Below are 21,144 nucleotides of genomic sequence, written 5' to 3'. Positions count from 1 at the left end.
AATTAGGAGCCTGGAATTTTAGGGGGAGAGCAGAAAAATGGCTATGGATCCACCCGAATAGGGGAAGACCCGCATGTATACAGTGATGTGAGCGGTGCAGGCATCGCATATAGTCCACGTGTACGCTCGGCAGTACACCCCAAGGCGGCTCTATGACAGAGGTTCCACCCCGATACAGAGTTGGCAATATCATCTATGTCGATTTCGGCCGACCCCCAGTATCGATTCGGCCCCAGGGTGGGATGCAACCCTCGGACCACTCAAGTTCCCTGTGGCAGACCTCAGAGGCGACCTACCTGAAAGCCGTCGACGCGCCAGAGGACTTCACCTCCGAATCTCGGGCGACTTTGGTCCTGGCCTTGACCAAACTTCTTGAATCGGAAGCAGACGGTGATCGTTGCGCGCTGCTGGCCCTTCGTCTTGCGACAGTTGAGTGGCAAATGGCCTCGATACACTGCTCGGAAAAACCGGATGCCAAGCGATTCTACGCAGAGCAAAGTTTGGCGCAACTACGGTCCATCCTCGATTACTTTGCGGGTGATGTACATGCCATTAAGGATGCTGATCAAATCGTTTTGGTACCCGCTGGTATCTATCTGCGAATGGCGGAGGCTCATTTATTGCTCGATGATGAAGGCAGCGCGTCCAATTGCATGGAATTTGCAGAGGAAAGCCTTGGAAGCCTGAGCCTTGCCGAGCAAAGCCTTGGGCACCTGAGCTTTGAGAACGCTGAACTGGCTAGAAGCAAGCTCCGAAGCTGATCATACAGTTGCGACAGCTTAGCTAATCGGCGGAAGGCCGTCTGGGGTGAGTGAACCTGCTACTCGGAGATATTCTCGCCTTGGGCCGCTTGGCGTTGATGTCATGAACAAAAGAACGACGATAGCCCTGCTGACTGTTGGTATCATCCGATTCTAGTAGCCGAGCACGGGGGAAAAAACCCACGGGCGTGGGGAAGACTCGCATTAGCTGGCGAAGCAGGCCGGGCTGTTGGAAACACCCCCACGGGCGTGGGGAAGACGCTCCCATGTGTTAGCCACTGGTCCCAATCGTAGAAACACCCCCACGGGCGTGGGGAAGACCGACAGCGACACATGGACGGACTAGAGGCGCAGGAAACACCCCCACGGGCGTGGGGAAGACGACTGCGGCACAGAGGTATATCAGAGAGGTTTGAAACACCCCCACGGGCGTGGGGAAGACATCTTGGCCCTTACTCGCGTGCCTTGGCCGGTAGAAACACCCCCACGGGCGTGGGGAAGACATCCGAAATGTCGGTTTTCCGCTTTTTGGGCGGGAAACACCCCCACGGGCGTGGGGAAAACTTCTCCGACTTCGCTGACGGCCTCAAGAATGCGGAAACACCCCCACGGGCGTGGGGAAGACCGGTGGAGAGGATTCTCTCCGGGTCGGTCATGGGAAACACCCCCACGGGCGTGGGGAAGACTTCCATTCAGGCTCGGGAGTCCAGACGCGCCCGGAAACACCCCCACGGGCGTGGGGAAGACCGAAACCGCTTTTAACTGGATCAGTAACCACCAGAAACACCCCCACGGGCGTGGGGAAGACTCTCCAGCCGCATCTGATCCAGCTTGGCGAATAGAAACACCCCCACGGGCGTGGGGAAGACGAGGGCAGCATGACCCGCCTCACAGACGAACAGGAAACACCCCCACGGGCGTGGGGAAGACAACGAGGTCAGCGTACTGCGCCCGCTCGACTGAGAAACACCCCCACGGGCGTGGGGAAGACGGAAGCAGATCATGGACGCGCTCAGCTTCGAGAGAAACACCCCCACGGGCGTGGGGAAGACCAGGGCAGCATGACCCGCCGCACAGACGCCCAGGAAACACCCCCACGGGCGTGGGGAAGACAACGAGGGCAGCGTACTGCGCCCGCTCGAACGAGAAACACCCCCACGGGCGTGGGGAAGACGGAAGCAGATCATGGACGCGCTCAGCTTCGAGAGAAACACCCCCACGGGCGTGGGGAAGACCCGTCAGCCTTACCGCTCACCTTGATGGGGGCAGAAACACCCCCACGGGCGTGGGGAAGACTGGTGGACTGCGTTATGTCTGGCACTGAGGACAGAAACACCCCCACGGGCGTGGGGAAGACCGCTGAAATATGGCAATCACTGTCAGCGGTGGAGAAACACCCCCACGGGCGTGGGGAAGACGGAAGCAGATCATGGACGCGCTCAGCTTCGAGAGAAACACCCCCACGGGCGTGGGGAAGACCCGTCGATCATCTTGCTGAGTTCAAGGCCTGCGGAAACACCCCCACGGGCGTGGGGAAGACCGCTGAATTATGGCAATCACTGTCAGCGGTGGAGAAACACCCCCCCGGGCGTGGGGAAGACGGAAGCAGATCATGGACGCGCTCAGCTTCGAGAGAAACACCCCCACGGGCGTGGGGAAGACCAGTAGGTCGGTCAGGCGGTGGACCTGTGACCGGAAACACCCCCACGGGCGTGGGGAAGACTTCACTATGCAGCCCTCGATAAATGGCAGGCCGGAAACACCCCCACGGGCGTGGGGAAGACCCGTCGATCATCTTGCTGAGTTCAAGGCCAGAGGAAACACCCCCACGGGCGTGGGGAAGACCGCCGTCTGCCGCGCTCCAGTCACCGTGCGTCGGAAACACCCCCACGGGCGTGGGGAAGACACCAACGATTTGGCAAAGAGATGCTTCACCATGGAAACACCCCCACGGGCGTGGGGAAGACCAGCACATGAATCCTGCCGTGAGCCTTGAGGCAGAAACACCCCCACGGGCGTGGGGAAGACGGGACCCCAGTTGTTGGGTGGGGGCCCCACTAAGAAACACCCCCACGGGCGTGGGGAAGACATCGGTTCAACCGGCGCAGGACCATGAAAATGAGAAACACCCCCACGGGCGTGGGGAAGACCTGGGTACAGCGCGGCATATACCGGCGCGTAGGGAAACACCCCCACGGGCGTGGGGAAGACACCAACATATTGTTAAAGAACGCCGGCTGAAGTACAACAACCAGTGGTTATGAGAATTTCAGTGTTTCAATAATCAATTGCAGCCCAGAGATTGTCGTAAGCGGTTTTCGGGTCGGGCCTATCGTACGGATTTCGTAACCGGGTGGTCCCGGCAGTGAGCGAAAAATAACGACCCCGGCTTCGGGGGGGCAATGCTTATACAGGTAATCGATCACGGTCATGGCCACCGAGTCCTTGATCCCCGAAACAAACACGTTCGCTCTAGGCTCTACAAACCAGAGTTTCATACGCCCTCGCACCGCGGGCGGGAGCTCATTTGCGAGAACGACGAGCAACTTTGCATCTAAGCATTTCCGGTATATCCTCGGCCACCCTGGCCAGCAAATCCATGTCAATCACCCTCTGGCGAAACGCTGAGGAAACCTTGTGCTTGTCATACCGGCCGGCCATGTCGCGGGTAAGCGCAAAGGCCAAATCGATACAGAGCCCCTCTTTGTATAGGTCCGCCAAATCGTAGACAAAGGGCAAGGGGCTACCTGAGTGAATAAAGCCGATGTGAGGTGAATAACCCATGCTATGTACTGCCGAACACAGGATGCCGTAGAGCGCGGCATTGCTGGCGGTCATGACCTGATTAGTAATATCGCTGATTTCAAATTTACCCGGTGTGAACTGGCGCCCTCTCCAGCCAACCCGATATTCCTTGGCCTTACTGTCGTACAAGGCCCTTACCCTATGGCCTTCCATGCCCATCATTTCCTTGAGTGTCTTACCAGACAGTTCTGCATCGGGAAAGCGCCGCGCAAACATCCGCCGTGCCACCTCGACTGCCGCTTGCGGATCAGCAGACAAAGAAATCTGCGCCTTGAGGTTGCGAGTATCTGCGGTCGGCAGAAAACCTGCGGCATAAAATAGCAAACTGTCTTCACCAACCCAGCAAACAGCACAGTTGGCGGAAGTGGCCGTCTTGACTGCATCATGGGTAACCGTGGTGCCGGGTCCCAATAGCAAAGCGTTCAGGGTTGCTACCGGCAAGGGCACAACATTGGCCTCGGAATCAATCCACTTGATACTGCTGTCATCGACCTCAAGCCGGCCACGCTCCAGGTACAGGAAAGGGTACTTGTCTCTAACCTGCGGCAGTGATTCGCGGGTTACCTTAACGAACAATCGCTGTCCTGTGGCCACACTGCTACCCCACGTTCTGAATGGTCACTCGTCGATCCCGGTACTTTTTGTTTTCGCCAAACTGAACCGGCACGTCATTCAGAGTCAGAACCTCGCCTTCATGCTCTCCCTGCAGTACCCGAAAGATTCCAACGCGCCCCTTGCTAGCAGCCAATCCATCTGCGGCTGTAAAGGCCGTCAGCGCATCAGGATATACACCTTGGGCTATGAACTCCGTCGGCACACAATTCTTGCGCCCGAGGTACAGATCCCAAACCGGGTCAACAAGAGCATCAGCTAGTACCTGCAAGTCATCCTTCGGACCCTGCAGAGCCACTGCATAAGCCATGTCCTGCAAGTAATACCGGTAGGTCATTTTAGTGCCACCGCCAACCGCTTTCTTGCCCGCATTGGTTTTCGGGATCAGTAGGCTGGCCCAAGGATCCTGATCGTCATACCCGCTGCCAACCATGTGGAAGTCACGTAGCAACGGCAAACGCTCAGACGGCTGCCCATGACTGTCCTGGCAGACATAGGCCCGTACCTGCAGGTCACGCCCAGCCCAGTACCGCAGCCATTCGGTTTGTTCGCCCCCTGCGCCGCGCGCGCAGCATAGCAGACCGAACACCCCCGACTTGGTGGGAAAGTCCAGGCTGTCACGGCGGCCGAACCGGGAATCATGCCCCCATGACTGGAGCGGTGCCTCCAGCCACAACAAAAGATAGCTGTCATTCATAGCTTGCCTCACACTGCGTGACGTTGCAGGACAGTACTCAGGTCATCAATACTGAAGCGTTCGTCCTCACCCCAGTCATAACCGGCAATCTTTCCAAATAGCGAGCCAGTCAGCTTTTCTTTCTTGTCAAGATAGGCCGTCAATTCGGTAATACTTGCCTGCAGGTAACCACCATCTTTTGCACGCACCGCCGTTTCAAACGGCACTTGCAGACGCTGGCCCTTGCGTACCAACACTCTGGCGAATTCCCAGGTACTGGCCCCGGACTGAGTGGTCTGGCGGGCGTTTGGCACAGCGACGAACAGCGCCTTGGTGAAGGCCTCTACGGCCTGGGCCAAGCCGTCCTCACCTAGTGTTTGAGCCAGTTGCCCAAGATCGAGGCTTACATAGCGGTAGTAGGTGGCCGAATTGAACTCGAGGCTACCCATGTGTGCAGAGCCCTGCTCGGTCCGCAGATCATCCAGCGCGGTAAAGAACTCCACTTCATTACTGACCTTGTGTGTAGATATGGCGTGAGCAAAGGAGGCTGCCGCCTCCACGTTCATGTCCGCTGCCTTGGCAACCATGCGGCCGAACAGGGCAATATCGAGAGCATCCACCGCCGGTGTCAGGGCTTTTTTGGCGACCCTGGCCAATTCCCTGTCTTTAATTTTGCCCTCATCGAAGCCAAGTTCGGCAGCGTAGTCCGCAAATGCGGCTGCCTCACTGCCACTAATGAACAGTAGCGTGTCATCACTTAGCTGATCGGCAATGGCCTGGCCGCAGGCTGCAGCCTGCGTCTCACTGGCACCCTTGGCATGACACGCTTGAATGAACAACTCGGCCGCCTTCTTGGTACGCACGCCGAGCTTGATGCCGAATTCCTGCAGGGCTAGACGCACCTGGCGTTTCCAGCACTGAGAACTGACGCGTGCGCGAGTAACGCCGCCAATAATAGCCGTCTTGGGAGCGCCGACATCGTCACGGTTCAGGCAGGTAACTGGGAAGGATTGGAGAATGTGGAACTCGATACGGGTGTTGGTAAAACGGTTTCTGTTGTTCATGGGCAAATTCCTTTTCTAAGCGAAGGGGTTATCGAAAACAGGGACGATCTGCAACAAGCCGCAACCGTAGCTGCGGGCGCGGCCAATGCCACTCACAAAACTGCTTTGAAACTGTAACTTGTCATGCACACTCAGCACCCCCTGCACATGAGCTTGGCCTATGGTTACCGAACGTTGATGCTTGTCGGTGAATTGCAAAACTTCGATACGGTCGACCTGTAGCTGCTCGGCTGCAGCACGGAAGCCCCAGCTAAGTTCGGCGCGTTCTAGAAACCACTGGGCAATAGCTTCGCGCCCCCGTACCGGGATCAATTTACGGCTTGCACTGTCTCGCCGCGTCGGATTGATAATGACCTTGAATCGGTAATCAGTATGTTGAAGGAAGTCATCTGGGATTGGCTTGCTCTGTACTTCGCCGTATTGGCCGTCCACTGCGGCTGCGGGCTTGCGGTCGGCCAGCATAAGAATCTTACGCACCCGGTGATCCCCCCCCTGATCGGCATAAAGTATGCCGCTCGGCATGCTGCCGGATTTGGTCGCTTCATCCCGCACGTCTTCATAGAGGCTGTAAACGACGCGATGCAGGGAGTAGGCGTCCGTGATTCGCAGGGCCTTGACTGCCGTGCGGTCAAGCTGCAGCACGCTGGCGAACAGCGTCACGCCGGCACCTCTGCCGCTTTAAGCGGCTGACCGTAGAACTCTTGCGCCCATTGGGCTTTGATGCGAGGGGCGTTGTAGCCGAACTGTCGTAACTGAAGGAGCAGACGGGAGAAATCCAGTGGCTGGCCGACCTTGCTATCGATCAATGACAGCAGCGGACGCAGTATGCGGCATACCTCGGTAAGCTCGTCACAGGCTAGCAGGCGACGCAGTCGCGCAGTCGCCTGATCGCTTTTGTTACCGTCCTCGTAGCAAGCTGCTAGCGCCCCACCCAGCCGCAGCTTGCCATTTTTGTCGGCCTTGGTTTTGGCGATGGCCGCAGCCACGGTAGCAAATGGCAGGCGCTGGCTGTCCCGCTCCAGGTCAATACCCATACGGCCAAGCAGATCCCAGCTTTGATATTCGGTTGCCGGGTTGTCCGCCCGCTTTAGGCGCGCAGCCAGGCCTTTGTCGGCGAGGCAACGGGCGATCACCGTGTCGACAAACCGTGACTCCCGGCTTCCTACGGATGATATGTCGGTTTCATTCATAGATTCAGGCCTCTTTCTTTAGATACATGCTGTTGTTGGGTTGCTGTTTGGCCCAAGCGGTCAACTGGCGTGCTGTGTCGCGCGGGCAGAACTGGTCATAGGCCTGCTGAACATATCCAGCAAAGCGTCTACGCAGTTTCTGCCGTGTGGCCTTGGAAGGTTCGCCTTGGTCGCAATGATCAACCAGCTGCTGAAACTGGCGTTCGCACAGTTGCCAAAACAGCTGTGTGGCCTGAGGCGCCAGCTTTCCGCCATCGACGGTAAGCTCCTTGTAGTAGCCCATTACTCGGCCATAAAGATTTTTTGCGAGGCCGTCCAGCGCATCCACTTCTTGTTTTAGCTGGGCGAACCAGGATTGCCCGAGCATGTCGCTATATAGCCAGATTTGGGATTCAACGAAGTCGTCGGCTCCTGAGACAAATTGCTCCCCGGCAGTGCTGCTCACGCTCATACCACCTGACCAGAGCGCAAACAGTTCGACCTTGTCGCGTGCGCGGTCGAGACCGCAGCGCACCTGCCAGCTTTGGAAGCTTTGGGAGTCAGATTGCTGGATGAAGCCGAGAAGGGCCGTCAATTCACGCCACGGTCGCTTTTCCGGATTCACCCAAAGTGCCTTAGGCTCCTTGCCGGAATAATTGACTGCCATACTCGGGTCTACCACGCCCTCTTTGTAACCAGCATGCGGCAGACCCTCGGAGTAATGCAGTCCATCGCTGCTCAACAAACAGAAGCGGCTCATTGGTAATAAGCGACCCATCAGAGACTCGCGCAGGACTCTCGCGACAGCGCAATCCTCCCCAGTCGGCATATCTTCCCAGGGCGCCTTACCGACTCCTGCCGGATAGAGTTGCATCTGTGCTAACTGCTGGTGTGTCAGTAGATTGAGCCAGAGGGTTTCCTGCAGATTCCCGCCGGCAAAGAATGTGTGCAGAAAGCCCATGTGGCCAACACCGGGTCCCGGTTTGCTGGTTGATGCCTTGCCTTTGGCATTGCGCTTGCCAGCATAGTCAGGACTAAGCACGACACTGTTGTCGGTCTTCTTACCTGAGAGAGCAAAGCTCATCAGCGTTAGCAGCAGCAAGGCGCGATCGGCGTCATCCAACTGGCGCTGGATTTGCACTTGGCTGAGCACCGTGGTGTTGCCGGTGGAAACTTCCGGCAATACGGCACCGAACTGTTGTACCTTAGCGGCAGCAATGGTCGGGATTTGGAGAAACGGCTGTTTACCGTACAGATAAAATTGTGCATGCCATTGCTGCAGATAGGCAAGGCATCGCTGGGCAAGGCTGTCGGCGCCGAGTGTCTGCCACTCATCGTCATCCTTTGGAGTTGTCGCCGCTTGGGCTATCGCCAGTAACAGCTTGAGGACTGCGATCTTCTGTACAGGGTTACCCCCCAGGCTTCGATACTGTGAATTGCTAAATATCTTCCGCAAGCTAACCCGACCGTAGTCGGCGACGGGAATCCAGTCTTCATCGATTAAATTGAATCGATTTTCCATTGAGTCTATCCCTAGTTTTTTATTACCCGATAACCAAGATCGTCGCGGTACTCCAGCGAGTGTTTCTGATGCAGTGTCGCTCCTTGTACGCCCTCGAGTCGTCCGCTTTCTTCCACCAATGCAACCCTCAGCAAAGCCTCGTCGAATGACGGATTGCCAAGGTAGAAGCAGTGTTGAAGGTTAAACTTTTCCAACGTTGTCTGGGGCAACGGCAACGGTGCGTTGTGGATCGGCACCGCCACAACCTGCCGCATCAACTGACCGCTCAGCTTTCGCCACTGGCGGCGCGATAGCTGTGCGCGCAGCTTAGGCAAGTGGAGTACCTGTCCGTCAAGCAAGGTCAACTTGCTCATTTGCTCCTTTACAGACCATTCCAGACCGAGCAGCAGCAGAACATCGACGCTCTCGGTCTCGCTATAACGGGTCTGCGCCTTAATTTCTGGAAGGGTTTGCCCGCCGTCGGCCAGCGTCACGCGCGCCAGTTGACTCAATGCTATGCGTCCTTTCCGCTGCGGGGTACCATCATTTAATTCCTTTAACCAACGCGCCATTGCATCCGCTTCGGGACGTTCGTAGTAGGTCTGCTCGATTAGTTCGCGGATATGCTCGGGCAGGCATACCCTCTTGCGGGTCTCCCAGACCTCAAGACTGCGGCAGAGCACATAGGAGTTGTACACAAAGGAACTATGGCCGAAAGCTTGCTGTGGTCCCTTGATAGCATTGTCCAGCTTAGGTGCCAGCAGCCAGGCCTCACAACGGCTGCCGGCCGGACGCGGATTTTCCGCATGACGCCAAAGGCGACCGAGACGTTGAAGTAACATGTCGGTAGGTGCGAAGCGTGAAACCAGAAAGTCAGCGTCAATATCCAGTGACTGCTCTAACACCTGTGTGCCAATCAGTATGCGCCCGGTCTCACCACGGCCAGCACGCCCCTGTTTTCCGTAGCACTCAACCCATTGCACTTCCTTGATTTGACGATCCTGGGGCGTGAAACGCGAATGCAGGAGACCGCAGGAGATACCAAATTCGTGCGCACGCGCAGCTATATCAAGGTATCGCTGCTGCGCCTGCGGCACTGTATTTTCGATCCACAGTACCTGTTGGCCCCGATCGGCGCGCTGCAAAACTTCCTCCACCGCAAGCTGCTCATCTTCCCGCAATAAGATGGCAACCTCGTTGCCCGCTTCACTCTCTACTGCCAGTTCTGACACGCCTTGTCCGTCGGGGCAGGCGGTAATCAGCGGGTAGGCATTCGCAGACAGCGTGCGGCCCAGTATCTGCTGCCGACGCGATTGGTTTAGGGTGGCGCTGAGAATGATAACGGTGCACTGCAGGTCGCTTAGTAGGGCGACCAGAGCGTCCAGCAGGGTGCCCGTATAGGAGTCGTAGGTATGCACCTCGTCCAAAATAACCACTTTCCCGGCGAGTCCGAAGGCCCGCACAAATCCATGCTTGACGTTCATTGCTGCCATCAGCGCCTGATCGACGGTCCCCACAGCAAAGGGGGCCAGCAAGCCTCGTTTAGCCTGACTAAACCAGGCACCGCCGGGCCTTCCGTCTTCGCCCATGTCGGTGTCCAGTAGCCATGCGTTGGCATGCAATAGAAGCGAACGGTGACGACAATCCGGAGCTAATACTTGCTCTAGGAAATCGTTGAATCGGTCATAGATCTTATTCGAGGTAAGCTGCGTGGGCAGGGCGAAATATATGCCGTTGGCTTGACCAGTCTCCAGCAAGCGATAAGCGGCGTACAGCGCAGCCTCAGTTTTGCCTAGCCCCATGGGGGCCTCCAGAATATAAACGCCAGGGCCGCCAACCTGCTCGATTAGCTGCTGCTGCGCCATACGCGGTTGAAAGTCGAACACTGCCTCAAATGACAAGTCTGATCTGAAGGTGGGCGGGATGATGCCCGCACTGTCGATCGCCTTGTCGATACTGCCCTGCCACGGTAGCGACGGATCTTCAAAAAATTCTCCAGAGCCAATCCAGTCCGAAACAGAGGTCAGACCAGCCAAGACGCGGGCCTGAGGCAGCGAGGCTATCTCGGGCCAATCGGCGCTTAACGCCTTCATCAGTGACTGCAGCAAGTGTTCTCTCTCCCTTTGCCACAGTGGTCCGCCAAAAATTGCATCACTTGCACGCAAGCCCGCCACCGGCGGCGCAAAGCCGTGGTGCTGTCCAAGGATTTCAGGAATGAATGCAGGTGCACCCAGCGCCTTGGCGGTAAGCTGACTCACGCCGGCATGCCCACCCCAGCTAGTTTCGAGTTGAGGATTGATCTGCTCGAGTGCGGGCATACCTTCGGGCACAGGACAACAGGCTTGGCGCAACTTCTCGTAGAAGGTCGGACTAACCTTGCCGATGTCGTGGGCGGCGGCAACCAGGTGCGCGTTGCTGGGATAAAGGCGTTCGCGCAGGGAGTCAGGCTGGCGTGCAATCAACGCCTTGGCTACTTCACCAACTATTTGGCAATGCTCTAGTACGGAGCGCCCCAGCACCACACCGCGTCCCACGGTGAATGTCTTGGCGGGACATTGTCCGAACGGAATGACCGCAGAAGCTTCATTTATTGTAACTCGGGGCCGCAACATCCAACGGATCCTTATCGAAACCTTCTATTTATCACTGAATGACCGCGATCCTACGCAATGATCGCCTAAAATGAAGCACAGTCGGCTCTTAAACGACAAGAGTGCACGACAACACTAGGGTGCCCCGAATATACCCTATAGAGGCTGGAATAGTGGAACACGCCGTGCTTCGTCAAACCAAGTTGAGCAATTGGGCACACTAGACCCTTCTCATCATGAGTAAGGTTGAGAATCTACAGCAGCCAAGCCTGCAGTACATTGCTGTATAGATGAACAGGTCGTGTTTTCAGGCAGGAGTCCACAACGAACCTCTGATGCTGAACTTCATCTACTACCTAGAGCCCCAAGCCGTTGAGGTTTTGGGATGACGGACGAGTTACCGGGTCCGGACCACCGTGCAGGTGCTGGAATCTTGAGCAAGACGCCCCGGGTCATCTTGCTGGCTGCGTATTCCGGCGAAAGTGAATACCCATTCCGGAAACTACCCGAAAATTGTTCACTTTTAACCCGGAATGAGTGGTCACGATGGCCCGGAATATGCAGCCCGTTTAGCCGTCCCTCCCTTCCACTGGAATAAAGATCACCTCCCGGCCACCAGACCAGTGATCAGCTACCAGCAGTCCCGCCCCGAAGCCCAGGGAGGCGCCGAGCACAAGCACGACCACAATCAGGCCATAACCATGACCACCGATAAGCCCGCTGCGACTCAGCAACCCGTTCTGCGGCTTCTCGGCGTATCCTCGCAGGCGCCAGCGAAGCATCGTCCCCATGTCCAGCTTCATTGAATGGCGCGCTGAGAGCAACGGGAAGCAACCTTGGGTCATCACGAACGACGAGCAGATTGTAGCTGTGGCGGCCCTGTGGGACGTCTGGGAGGGAGGTGACACGCCCCTTCTCTCCTGCACGCTGGTCACCACGGAAGCAGCGCCGGAATTCCGCCCCTGGCACAACCGTATGCCGGTCATGCTCACCCGGGCGGAATGTATTCGGTGGCTGGATAACCGTCAGGCCATAGACCCTGGGGACCTGATGCTGGCGCCAGTTCTGAAGGAGAGGTTGACGCTCTACCCGGTCGATCGGGCCGTGGGCAACACATCGAACAAGGATCCGGGACTTTTCATGCCGTTATCTGATCCCATCACCCTTTGGGCGGAAAGCCGGAACTGAGGATAGCCTTCAGGCCCGGGAGCGGCCACTGGTCTGCTGGTCCTGGCTCGGCATTACCATGCGCGGGCGCAGAGCCGTGGTTATCCGCTAGATACAGGACTGAGGAATGGTGGTTGTTGTTGTCTGGCCATTGGTGGCAACACCGCAACCCAAACGGCAGAAAAGCACCGCTTTCAAGTAGCAGGGTATTTTGTAGGGTATATTTTATTTTCGCCGCAAGTGACTGATTTATATATATCTCTGGTGCCCGGGACCGGAATCGAACCGGTACGATCACAATGATCGGGAGATTTTAAGTCTATTTTTTGGTCACTTTATAATCAACTGATCTATAAGGCATTTACCCCGAAAACAGCACCTATCCTGTTGTTTTACCTACACTTTTACCCTTAATATGGACTAACACCGACTGATTGACAATAGACCAGAATTGACCTCAAAATGTGCACCAGATGTGCACCGAGTAGTGCACCGCACTCAGGAGACTACAGTCTATGGCGGCTCGATTCAGGTTCAACAAGGCAGTATTGGAGGCGCTGGAAGCCACCGATAAGCGCCAGTACTTCTACGACACCGAGATCCCCCAGTTGGGCGTCACAGTCCTGCCCAGCGGCAAGATTACCTTCCACGTCCGCGTCACCGAGGATGGCCAGAGCAAGCGCGTCGGCATTAATCGCGGCACCTTCCCTGCCATGCAGGTTCCACTGGCCCGCGATGAAGCCAAAAAGATATTGGGCGAGAATGCCAAGGGCGTGAACATTGCGGAATCCAGACGATCAGAGCGGATCGACAAGGCGCTGGCGGAGCTAACTGTAGAGGATGCTGTGGACCTGTTCTGCGCGAACAAGGTTCGCCGTATATCCACCGGGCAGAAATTCCCGATCAAGGACTCCACCAAAGAGATATACAAGAAGACGATCAAGCGGCTGTTGGGCGACGATTACCAGAAGTCACTGTTGGCCGTGACCGAGGGCCTGCTGGCCAAGAAGGTATCCAAGGTGCCGCAGATCACCGGCTCCAACGGTTTGCGTTCGCTGTCATCCGTCTGGAACTGGATTGGCAAACAGGAAGCCTACCGGGGCAAGATGCCGCCCAACCCTGTGCGCCAGTATTCCGACTACCACGAGGGGCTGCACGTCCCTCCCCCGCGTGATCGCCGTATCCCTGCCGATACCCTGCCCGCCTTTTTCACCGAGCTGGACAAGCGCCCTGTAGAGGCTCAGGAGGCACTACTCTGGGCACTGCTGACCGGGTGCCGCCCCGGAGAGGTTGAGGGCCTGACGTGGGACTATGTGAACCTCAAGGACAAGACCTACACACTCCCCGATCCCAAGAATCGCCGCCCTGCTGTATTGCCGATTCCCCCGTCCCTGTTGCCTGCCCTGCGGAAGCGCAAGCAGAAAACCGGGCGCGTGTTTCCCCTGACCCTGCGGGCTCACCTGGACGAGATCACCGAGGCCCTGGACATTAAGCTGTCACCCCATGACCTGCGCCGGACCCATGCCGGTATCTGCAATGGTGTATTGCCAGAGACAAGCGCAAAGCGGCTACAGAATCGAGTCCTGATCGACGTGTTCCACCACTATGTCGGCACCAGTGCTGACCTGCACGACGAGATTGCGAAGGTAGAGCGCGAGTTATACCGGCTGGCTGGGAGGCCGCTGGACAATGTGCAGGCGCTGAGGGCCGTGCAATGAGCCAACTAGAGAACATCCTGACTGCGCTGGACGAGAGATCACGCAGTCTATATGTCGATGATGAACAAGGCCGGACCCGGCTTTACCAAGTCACCGTTGACGGACTCGACGACCAGATTACCGCGATCCCGGAACTGGTAACGCAGATCAACTGGCTGGCTACCATGTTCGGCGTTTCGCAATGGGAGATCGCCGCATTCCACAACAGCAAGCCGTCGCGGTACATGAAGCGCGCAGAGTCCATTCTATCCAGCCTGCGGCATCCTGAAATGCTCAACAGGCTTAAGGCAAGGTTGGGAACTGACCGTGCCCACGAAGTTTATTTAGACATCGTGGCGGCACTGCTGTCTGATAGGCCAATACTTACCCCCGCAGAACTGGCGAAGGCAGTCGCGCAAAAACTGAATAGCCACCGACTGTATGCTGGTCCATCACCAACAGGATTACTGGTCCATACTCTCGACCAAATCAGCAATGCGACGGGGCATGAATTCAGCGGCGCGCATTACGCAAGGCAGGCAAAATAACGGCCTTCTGAGTCTCGCGGACCGATACTGTCCGAAACCCTCAGCAATTTCGGACACGACCCGTCATTTGATTGTCGATCTAAAATATATGTATATATTCCCTAGTCACCTAGCAGTTAATCCGGGTGACGCAATCGCAACAAGTGTCACCCTTCGACCCCGAGAGGTGGCACCATGCAAGACGACCGCGAGTTCCTCGACGACCTGATCGACAAAAATGAGATCGCGTCAATCCTCTGTATCAAGCCCGAGTCCATCGGCCCGCTAAAGGCCCGAGGCAGGTTAGCCGGAATCGAGTTTTACCTAGTCGGGCGCAAGCTACGTGCTACGCGATCCAGTGTTGTGCGCTTCATCAAAGGGAGCCGCGCCGCATGAACCCCAAATCAATCCGTATTGACTCCGTCCGGGGTGGCAGCGTCCTGGTGTCCCTGGAGCGCGGAGAATTCGCAACGACCGTTCGCGTCAATGACGCACAGATCATGTTCAAGATTCGCGGTAGGCCGTGGACCGTGGGCTATGACGTTGACAATCTCGCAGACGTAGCCGATGCCGCAGCCGGGGCGCTGCTGTTGACCAGGGAGGGCAGCCAATGACCACAAACGAAAACGCCCCCGACAGTGTGGAGCTGTCGAAGGGCGCAAAGGTTAGGCAACCTCACAAGCATTATAGCACCGGACGCGGCAGAGGGAAGGCAGCTCAAACCCTCGCCATGATCGACGCCGCCCACGACATTCTCCTGGAGATTGAACCGGCATCCGTTCGGGCAGTCTGCTACCGGCTGTTTGTGCATGGCCATATCAAAGGCATGCACAAGAACGAGACTCAGAAGGTTAGCCGCAATCTGGTCTACGCCCGCGAGCAAGGCATCATTCCGTGGGACTGGATCGTTGACGAAACCCGCGAGCCGGAGCGCGTTTCTACCTGGAGAGACCCCGAGCATATCATTCGCGCTGCTGTAAATACCTATCGCCGGGACTACTGGCAGGACCAGCCGCAGCGCGTGGAAGTCTGGTCAGAGAAGGGCACCATACGCGGCACCCTGGCCCCGGTATTGAATGAATACGGCGTGACCTTCAGGGTCATGCACGGCTACACCAGCGCAACGTCGATTCAGTCGGCGGCATTGGAGAGCCTGTCGAGTAACAAGCCGCTGACCATTCTGTATGTTGGTGACTGGGACCCTTCCGGGCTGCACATGAGCGAGGTTGATCTACCCTCCCGCCTTGCACGCTATGGTGGCGATGCCGACATTATCCGCATTGCTTTAGATGAGGATGATGTGACCTACGGCGAATTGCCGAGCTTCGAGGCTGAGACCAAAAAGGGCGACACCCGTTACCCCTGGTTTACCAGTCGGTACGGACGCAAATGTTGGGAGCTGGATGCACTACCGCCGCCTGATCTACGGGAGCGTGTAGAGAACAACATCATTGAGCGGCTGGACCGTGGCCTATGGGACCGCGCCGTTGAGGTTGAACAGGCTGAAACCGAGTCCATGCGCGAGATCATGGGCACGCTCAATAGTATTTTGCGACCTGACTCAAAATACTCCGGGGGTGACGCATGAAGTCCCCGGACTTTACACCCGCCGAGCTTCAGGCGATGCACAAGTGGTGCCTGAAATATCGAGACCTGGTTAGGTCCGGCGGCAAACCCTCCGATCAGCAAGACAACCTCTTTCGCACATTCTCGACTGTCTGCTACGCAACGGGGGCCGCCTATGAACATTGTTGACCTACAGCAACGCGCTGCCCTGTTCACTGAGCACTACCTCGCAGAGATCAATGGCGAGCCGGTAGACGACTGGGCGCTGACCTTGTTTCACAGCCCCGCAGAGCCGGATCTTTCACACGACAACCTTGCACTTGAATTGTCGAGGGCCGGGTTCGCTGATGATGCGCGTTATGTTCACTCAGTTGGCCGATGGTATCTGTTCGACGGCACCCGCTGGGTCAGAGATGACAAGCTGGGGCACATGACCGCTATCAGGGAATATCTGCGGGCCGTGTCCGATGGGCTGCAACGATGGGCAGAAGAACATGCAGACACCGATGCTCAACGCAAGCAGGCAGCCGCAGCTATCCGAACATTGAAGCAAGCGCCGACCATTCACGCGGTAGAGACTGTTGCCCGCTCCAATGCGGATCTGGTGGCGAGCATGGATCTGTTCGACGCTGACCCCCTGTTACTAGGCACACCCGGAGGAACGGTTGATCTGAGGACCGGAGAGCTTGTTACAGCCCGCCGCGACCATTGGCTAACCAAACAGACAGCCGTCACACCCGCCCCACCAGGGGCCGCTGCGCCGCTCTGGGGGCAGTTCCTGAATCGTGTGTTCAATGGTGACCAGGAGCTTATCGAGTTCCTGCAACGGGCCGCAGGGTATGCTCTGACCGGGCACACGCGAGAGCACAAGCTGTTTTTCTTCTACGGCACCGGGCGCAACGGGAAAAGCGTTTTTCTCAATACCCTGTTCGACCTTATGGCCGACTACTCCAAGCGGGCAGCGGCGCAGACCTTCCTGGACTCGCACGGCGAGCGGCACCCGACCGACTTGGCTGGATTGCATGGCGCGAGGTTGGTGGCAGGTAGTGAGCTACCCCCCGGCAAAATATGGAATGAGTCCGTGATTAAAGACCTGACCGGGGGCGATGTGATTACAGCTCGCTTTATGCGGCAGGACTTCTTTGATTATCAACCTCAATTCACTCTGTTCATTGCCGGGAATCACCAGCCGTCATTCCGTGGGATCGACGAGGCTATCAGGGCGCGAGTGGTGTTAGTCCCGTTCTCTGTGACCATTCCAGCCGATGAGCGCGACCCGGAGCTGCCCCAGAAGCTACAGGATGAATGGCCCGCAATACTGAGATGGATGGTAGACGGCGCTGTTGACTGGCAGCGGCAGGGTCTGGCAGTGCCGGACAGTGTGAAGGCCGCAAGCCTGGAATACCTCGATGCGGAGGACACGTTAGGCGAGTTCCTGGCCGACAATCTCATCCATGCGCCCGGTTCTCGCGTGAGCATTGCAGCGATGTACGAAAGGTTCACCGACTGGCAGCGGGCCAATGGCCTATCAAATGTGTGGAGCAAGATCGCCATGACCAAGGCGCTCAAGGAGCGCGGCCACCAAGCCGTGCGTCTTGACGCCGGTACCAGGGGGTTTTCTGACGTCCGACTGTCCACTATGCCCAACGATTATAAGGCTGCAAAAAATGGTGAATTCTGAGTTTGTGACAACTCGTGACAACTTTTCCCTTATCTACCGTAAGTTTGGAGAAAGGCTGTTTTTGATTAACGGGGTATATAGGAAAAGTTGTCACAAGTTGTCACAGATCGTTTTTCCTATCCAACCCAACCAGAGAGGAAGCAACCATGACCAATGTATCCGTTTTAGTCCCCACCGCCGCCAGTGTGTGCCAGCACTGCGTTGACAACTCGCGTCATCAATCAGAACAAGTGGGCGCAGTGTGGTGCGAGCATACCAGGTGCGGCGGCATCTACTTTGTCGAGCGCGGCCAGTGGCATGTTGTCGGGCCGTTCAGGGAAGAAACCGAGTTCAAAAGGTGGCTGCTCATGGCATTCTCACCCGGTATGGAGCATTGACAAATGCACTGTGTTTTTATACAGTATTACCTGTGCGCTGTACGAAGCAGCGCATTGTTTGCGAACCCCGCGCAGGGGCTCGCCTCCCCACCCCAGCCGTCGTGCTGCGGACCTGAAGGGTCCAGGGAAACGAACTTCGGTGATTTATCACCGGATAACTTTGTTTCTGCTGGAGCCGCGCACACCGCATCTCCAGCCAACAGGAGGTGCATGTGACTGAAACCCGCACCAGAACAATCAACCTCGACCGCAAGGCCGCAACGGACAACCGTTTTCCCGCAACAGCGGCAACGGAAACGCCGGTACTGCGTAGCTTCGGCTATGAAGTATTGGACATGACCCGCGTGGATCTTTCCAGAGCCCCGTTACCGCTGATCGAATCGCACGACGCCAACAAGGTCAACATAGGCGTGTTCGAGGATATCAGCGTTGACGGCGACAAGCTGCGGGGGTTTATCCGGTTGGGTAAATCCGCACGGGCTCAAGAGCTGGCCGAGGATATTCGCGCAGGCATTGTCCGCAGTGTCTCTGTGGGCTACAACCTGTCCGACCCCATTGAAACAGGCGAACGTGACGGCCACCCGGTTATCCGCTTTGCTTTCCAACCCTATGAATTGAGCCTGGTCGCTGCACCCGCAGACACCAACTCCGGTATTTACAGATCAAAAGGAAATACGACTATGACCACTGAAACCAAAACTCGCGCACGGCAAGAGTCCGCCGACGAACAGCTCCGCTTGGATTGCATCCGGCAGGCTTCGGAACGCTTCGACTTGCCAACTCTGGGTATGCGTGCCATCGCTGAAGGCTGGCCCGTGGAAAAGTTCCAGACCGAGGCGCTGCTGGCGACTGCGGAACGTAACGAAAACTCCCGCCAGTACCACGATGAAGGCGACACCACCCCCGCCCCCAGCCACAACCCCAACCACTACGCGGGTATGCCTTGCGACAATAGCAAGTATGGCCGGGCGATGGAGGGTTACAGCCTGCTGAAGCTGATGCGCGGCCTGTCCGATCCGAAGCAACTGGCAGAGGCCGGGTTAGAGGTGGAGATCAGCCGGGACATGCAGAAGGTGTTAGGCCGCAGCAGTCGCGGGATTCTCGTTCCGTATGAGGCCCTGCAATCTCGGGCCATTGTTAAGTCGAGCGCAACCAGCGGTGCCAACCTGGTCGCCACCGATCACCTGAGCGGGTCATTCGTTGACGTACTCCGGGCCCGTTCCCTGGTGATGAGTCTAAACCCGACTGTTCTCCGTGGGCTGGTGGGCGATGTTGAGATCCCCCGTAAAACGGCAGGCAGCACCGGCTACTGGTTCAACTCCGACAACGTGGACGATGTGACCGAGTCTGATATCAGCATGGACTCAATCACTATGGCCCCCAAGACTGTCGGCGGCGCTGTGACGTTCTCGCATCGGATGCTTGTCCAGGGTAGCCCCGACGTTGAAACTCTGGTGCGGATGGACCTTGCGGATATGATCTCGCAGGAGATCGACCGTAAAGCCCTGAACGGTTCAGGTGCCAGCAACCAGCCACGCGGGATCATCAACACCACCGGCATCAACACCACGACGTACGCGGTTTCGAATGCGCCGAGTTTTGCCGATGTGGTGGGCATGGAGACCCTGATCGCCGCCGACAACGCCGACACCGAGCGCATGGTGTACCTGACTGACCCGACTGTGTTTGCGTCGCTCAAGACTACGCCTAAGCAGGGCTCCGGTGTTGAAGGCAACTTCATCATGCAGGGCAATCGTGTGAACGATCTCCGATGCTTCCGCACCGCCAACATGCCCCCCGGCTATGTCATTCTCGGAGACTGGTCACAACTGCTGGTCGGCTTCTGGGGCGGTATCGAGCTGGATGCAGACCCGTATGGTGCCAACTTCAAAAAGGGCAGTGTAACGGTTCGGATACTGGCAGACGTTGATTTTAACGTGCGCCAACCGGCTGCATTCTGTGAGATCCACAACGCTGCGTAAGTGATTGGGGGCGGGGGCGGTTTGGACTCCTCTTGCGCCTCCTCCCCCCGTCACAGGGCGGGTGTTGCCTCACACTTCACCCTTCGCGCTGCCCTGGCCTGGTTTCGGGTGTTTCCAGGCACCACGGCGCGACCTATTCAGGAGGCCCGATGCAAATAGAGATCAATGATATGTTCAGACTACAGCGGGTCATCAAGTGGCCAGCCGTAAGATTCTGGTTCATCGAGGAATGGAGCGCGGGCCCCACCATTGTCGGCAAGTGGAAGCCACACACCAGGCTTATGCGCGACGACGACATGGACCGGCTACTGGAGCGGATGCAGTGCCCAGCCGAGCCGCACGCACGGTTCAGGGAGGCGGTCCAGGAGACAAAAGGTACTGAGACAGCCTTTCAGCAGGCGGGGGCGCAGAGGCGCGTTTTTCCGCTAGAAACTTCACCCCCAAAATCAATTACGCTTCCGGTACCCCCCTATGAATTTTGAAGCATTGAGCCAACGCGAGCTGGCGACCATCCTGGACGTTGACCCGTCGAGCATCGGCAACTGGACCCGGTTGGGTATGCCCTACACCCCCGCACCGAAAGGGCAGGCAGGCAGCTACAGTGCGCCTGTATGCATCAATTGGAAGTTCGGGCACACATGGGCCAAGCGATCCCAGATCAAGCTGACACCGCTGGAAAAGGTGGCCATTGGCTGGCTGACTGGCGCAGGCGAGCCGGATATGGGCTTGTTTGCCGAAGTGGTACGGCAGGCAGGAGCGGAACCGGAAGCGGCACCCGAGCTGCTGGGGTTTGCGCGGGGGCTGTTGAAGCGGTGACCTACTTCTTGTCCCGGATCAGCCGAGCGGCGGGGCTTCTTCATTCTGAAGGTTTGGTTTTTCCTGCGCTGCCGGGATCAATTACGGGCTTTTCTTTCCACGATTTGAGCAGGGCATTGATCGCAGTCACCAGACCTGACTGGACGCTGTGC

General features: G+C 57.2%; 21 protein-coding genes and 1 CRISPR repeat array. Of the genes, 12 read left to right on the top strand and 9 right to left on the bottom strand.

The features are described from left to right. The first annotated feature begins 359 nt into the window (after positions 1-359). Positions 360-761 (top strand): hypothetical protein, encoded by a 402-nt coding sequence (locus Q6D67_RS20435; RefSeq protein WP_304707571.1) that lies wholly within the window; start codon positions 360-362, stop codon positions 759-761. Positions 762-932: 171 nt separating this feature from the next. Next, a CRISPR array of direct repeats spans positions 933-2,972; the repeat unit is 28 nt; unit sequence GAAACACCCCCACGGGCGTGGGGAAGAC. A gap of 47 nt (positions 2,973-3,019) precedes the next feature. On the opposite strand, the gene cas2e is transcribed toward Q6D67_RS20435, so the two are convergent. From cas2e to Q6D67_RS20395, 9 genes are all read right to left on the bottom strand, one after another. Further along, positions 3,020-3,259, bottom strand: a complete 240-nt coding sequence (gene cas2e / locus Q6D67_RS21960) for a type I-E CRISPR-associated endoribonuclease Cas2e (protein WP_370552007.1) — start codon at positions 3,257-3,259, stop codon at positions 3,020-3,022. A gap of 25 nt (positions 3,260-3,284) precedes the next feature. After that, positions 3,285-4,160: a type I-E CRISPR-associated endonuclease Cas1e gene (gene cas1e, locus Q6D67_RS20430; protein ID WP_304707569.1), complete on the bottom strand. Its 876-nt coding sequence runs from the start codon at positions 4,158-4,160 to the stop codon at positions 3,285-3,287. 4 nt (positions 4,161-4,164) lie between these two features. Further along, a complete protein-coding gene (gene cas5e / locus Q6D67_RS20425) occupies positions 4,165-4,875 on the bottom strand; it encodes a type I-E CRISPR-associated protein Cas5/CasD (protein WP_304707567.1) in 711 nt (236 codons plus the stop codon). A gap of 8 nt (positions 4,876-4,883) precedes the next feature. Continuing rightward, the gene (gene cas7e, locus Q6D67_RS20420) at positions 4,884-5,918 is read right to left on the bottom strand and encodes a type I-E CRISPR-associated protein Cas7/Cse4/CasC (RefSeq protein ID WP_304707566.1); all 1,035 of its coding nucleotides are present in this window, start codon (positions 5,916-5,918) and stop codon (positions 4,884-4,886) included. A gap of 15 nt (positions 5,919-5,933) precedes the next feature. After that, positions 5,934-6,578 (bottom strand): type I-E CRISPR-associated protein Cas6/Cse3/CasE, encoded by a 645-nt coding sequence (cas6e, locus tag Q6D67_RS20415; RefSeq protein ID WP_304707565.1) that lies wholly within the window; start codon positions 6,576-6,578, stop codon positions 5,934-5,936. Beyond that, on the bottom strand, positions 6,575-7,108 hold the full coding sequence (casB, locus tag Q6D67_RS20410; RefSeq protein ID WP_304707564.1) for a type I-E CRISPR-associated protein Cse2/CasB: 534 nt from the start codon (positions 7,106-7,108) through the stop codon (positions 6,575-6,577). Before casB ends, cas6e begins: the two co-directional genes overlap by 4 nt. A gap of 4 nt (positions 7,109-7,112) precedes the next feature. After that, positions 7,113-8,609 carry a type I-E CRISPR-associated protein Cse1/CasA gene (gene casA, locus Q6D67_RS20405; protein ID WP_304707562.1) on the bottom strand — a complete coding sequence of 499 codons (1,497 nt, stop codon included), beginning with the start codon at positions 8,607-8,609 and terminating at the stop codon, positions 7,113-7,115. A gap of 11 nt (positions 8,610-8,620) precedes the next feature. Further along, positions 8,621-11,200 (bottom strand): CRISPR-associated helicase Cas3', encoded by a 2,580-nt coding sequence (cas3, locus tag Q6D67_RS20400; protein ID WP_304707560.1) that lies wholly within the window; start codon positions 11,198-11,200, stop codon positions 8,621-8,623. Between the two features lie 548 nt (positions 11,201-11,748). Beyond that, positions 11,749-11,970: a hypothetical protein gene (locus Q6D67_RS20395; RefSeq protein WP_304707558.1), complete on the bottom strand. Its 222-nt coding sequence runs from the start codon at positions 11,968-11,970 to the stop codon at positions 11,749-11,751. On the opposite strand from Q6D67_RS20395, the gene Q6D67_RS20390 reads away from it, so the two are divergent. From Q6D67_RS20390 to Q6D67_RS20340, 11 genes are all read left to right on the top strand, one after another. Next, positions 11,969-12,367, top strand: a complete 399-nt coding sequence (locus Q6D67_RS20390; RefSeq protein ID WP_304707556.1) for an SOS response-associated peptidase — start codon at positions 11,969-11,971, stop codon at positions 12,365-12,367. The genes Q6D67_RS20395 and Q6D67_RS20390 overlap by 2 nt on opposite strands. A gap of 494 nt (positions 12,368-12,861) precedes the next feature. Continuing rightward, the gene (locus Q6D67_RS20385) at positions 12,862-14,064 is read left to right on the top strand and encodes an integrase family protein (RefSeq protein WP_304707555.1); all 1,203 of its coding nucleotides are present in this window, start codon (positions 12,862-12,864) and stop codon (positions 14,062-14,064) included. Beyond that, positions 14,061-14,591, top strand: a complete 531-nt coding sequence (locus tag Q6D67_RS20380; RefSeq protein ID WP_304707554.1) for a hypothetical protein — start codon at positions 14,061-14,063, stop codon at positions 14,589-14,591. Before Q6D67_RS20385 ends, Q6D67_RS20380 begins: the two co-directional genes overlap by 4 nt. A gap of 174 nt (positions 14,592-14,765) precedes the next feature. After that, positions 14,766-14,966, top strand: a complete 201-nt coding sequence (locus tag Q6D67_RS20375; protein ID WP_304707553.1) for a hypothetical protein — start codon at positions 14,766-14,768, stop codon at positions 14,964-14,966. Further along, on the top strand, positions 14,963-15,184 hold the full coding sequence (locus Q6D67_RS20370; protein ID WP_304707551.1) for a hypothetical protein: 222 nt from the start codon (positions 14,963-14,965) through the stop codon (positions 15,182-15,184). Before Q6D67_RS20375 ends, Q6D67_RS20370 begins: the two co-directional genes overlap by 4 nt. After that, positions 15,181-16,158, top strand: a complete 978-nt coding sequence (locus Q6D67_RS20365) for a hypothetical protein (protein ID WP_304707550.1) — start codon at positions 15,181-15,183, stop codon at positions 16,156-16,158. Before Q6D67_RS20370 ends, Q6D67_RS20365 begins: the two co-directional genes overlap by 4 nt. A gap of 153 nt (positions 16,159-16,311) precedes the next feature. Then, on the top strand, positions 16,312-17,817 hold the full coding sequence (locus Q6D67_RS20360; protein WP_304707549.1) for a phage/plasmid primase, P4 family: 1,506 nt from the start codon (positions 16,312-16,314) through the stop codon (positions 17,815-17,817). Positions 17,818-17,963: 146 nt separating this feature from the next. Continuing rightward, a complete protein-coding gene (locus tag Q6D67_RS20355) occupies positions 17,964-18,194 on the top strand; it encodes a hypothetical protein (RefSeq protein WP_304707548.1) in 231 nt (76 codons plus the stop codon). 212 nt (positions 18,195-18,406) lie between these two features. Next, positions 18,407-20,176 (top strand): phage major capsid protein, encoded by a 1,770-nt coding sequence (locus tag Q6D67_RS20350; protein ID WP_304707547.1) that lies wholly within the window; start codon positions 18,407-18,409, stop codon positions 20,174-20,176. 149 nt (positions 20,177-20,325) lie between these two features. Then, complete coding sequence (locus Q6D67_RS20345; RefSeq protein ID WP_304707545.1) at positions 20,326-20,658, top strand: hypothetical protein; 333 nt, start codon at positions 20,326-20,328, stop codon at positions 20,656-20,658. Then, positions 20,648-20,992: a hypothetical protein gene (locus tag Q6D67_RS20340; protein ID WP_304707544.1), complete on the top strand. Its 345-nt coding sequence runs from the start codon at positions 20,648-20,650 to the stop codon at positions 20,990-20,992. The genes Q6D67_RS20345 and Q6D67_RS20340 overlap by 11 nt, the downstream gene beginning before the upstream one ends. Positions 20,993-21,144 lie beyond the last annotated feature (152 nt).

Origin of the sequence: Haliea sp. E1-2-M8 (assembly GCF_030649675.1) — a bacterium.
Taxonomy (GTDB): Bacteria; Pseudomonadota; Gammaproteobacteria; order Pseudomonadales; family Halieaceae; genus Haliea.
The sequence above is the reverse complement of the archived record's forward strand: the minus strand, read 5'-3'. Positions and strand labels throughout refer to the sequence as shown.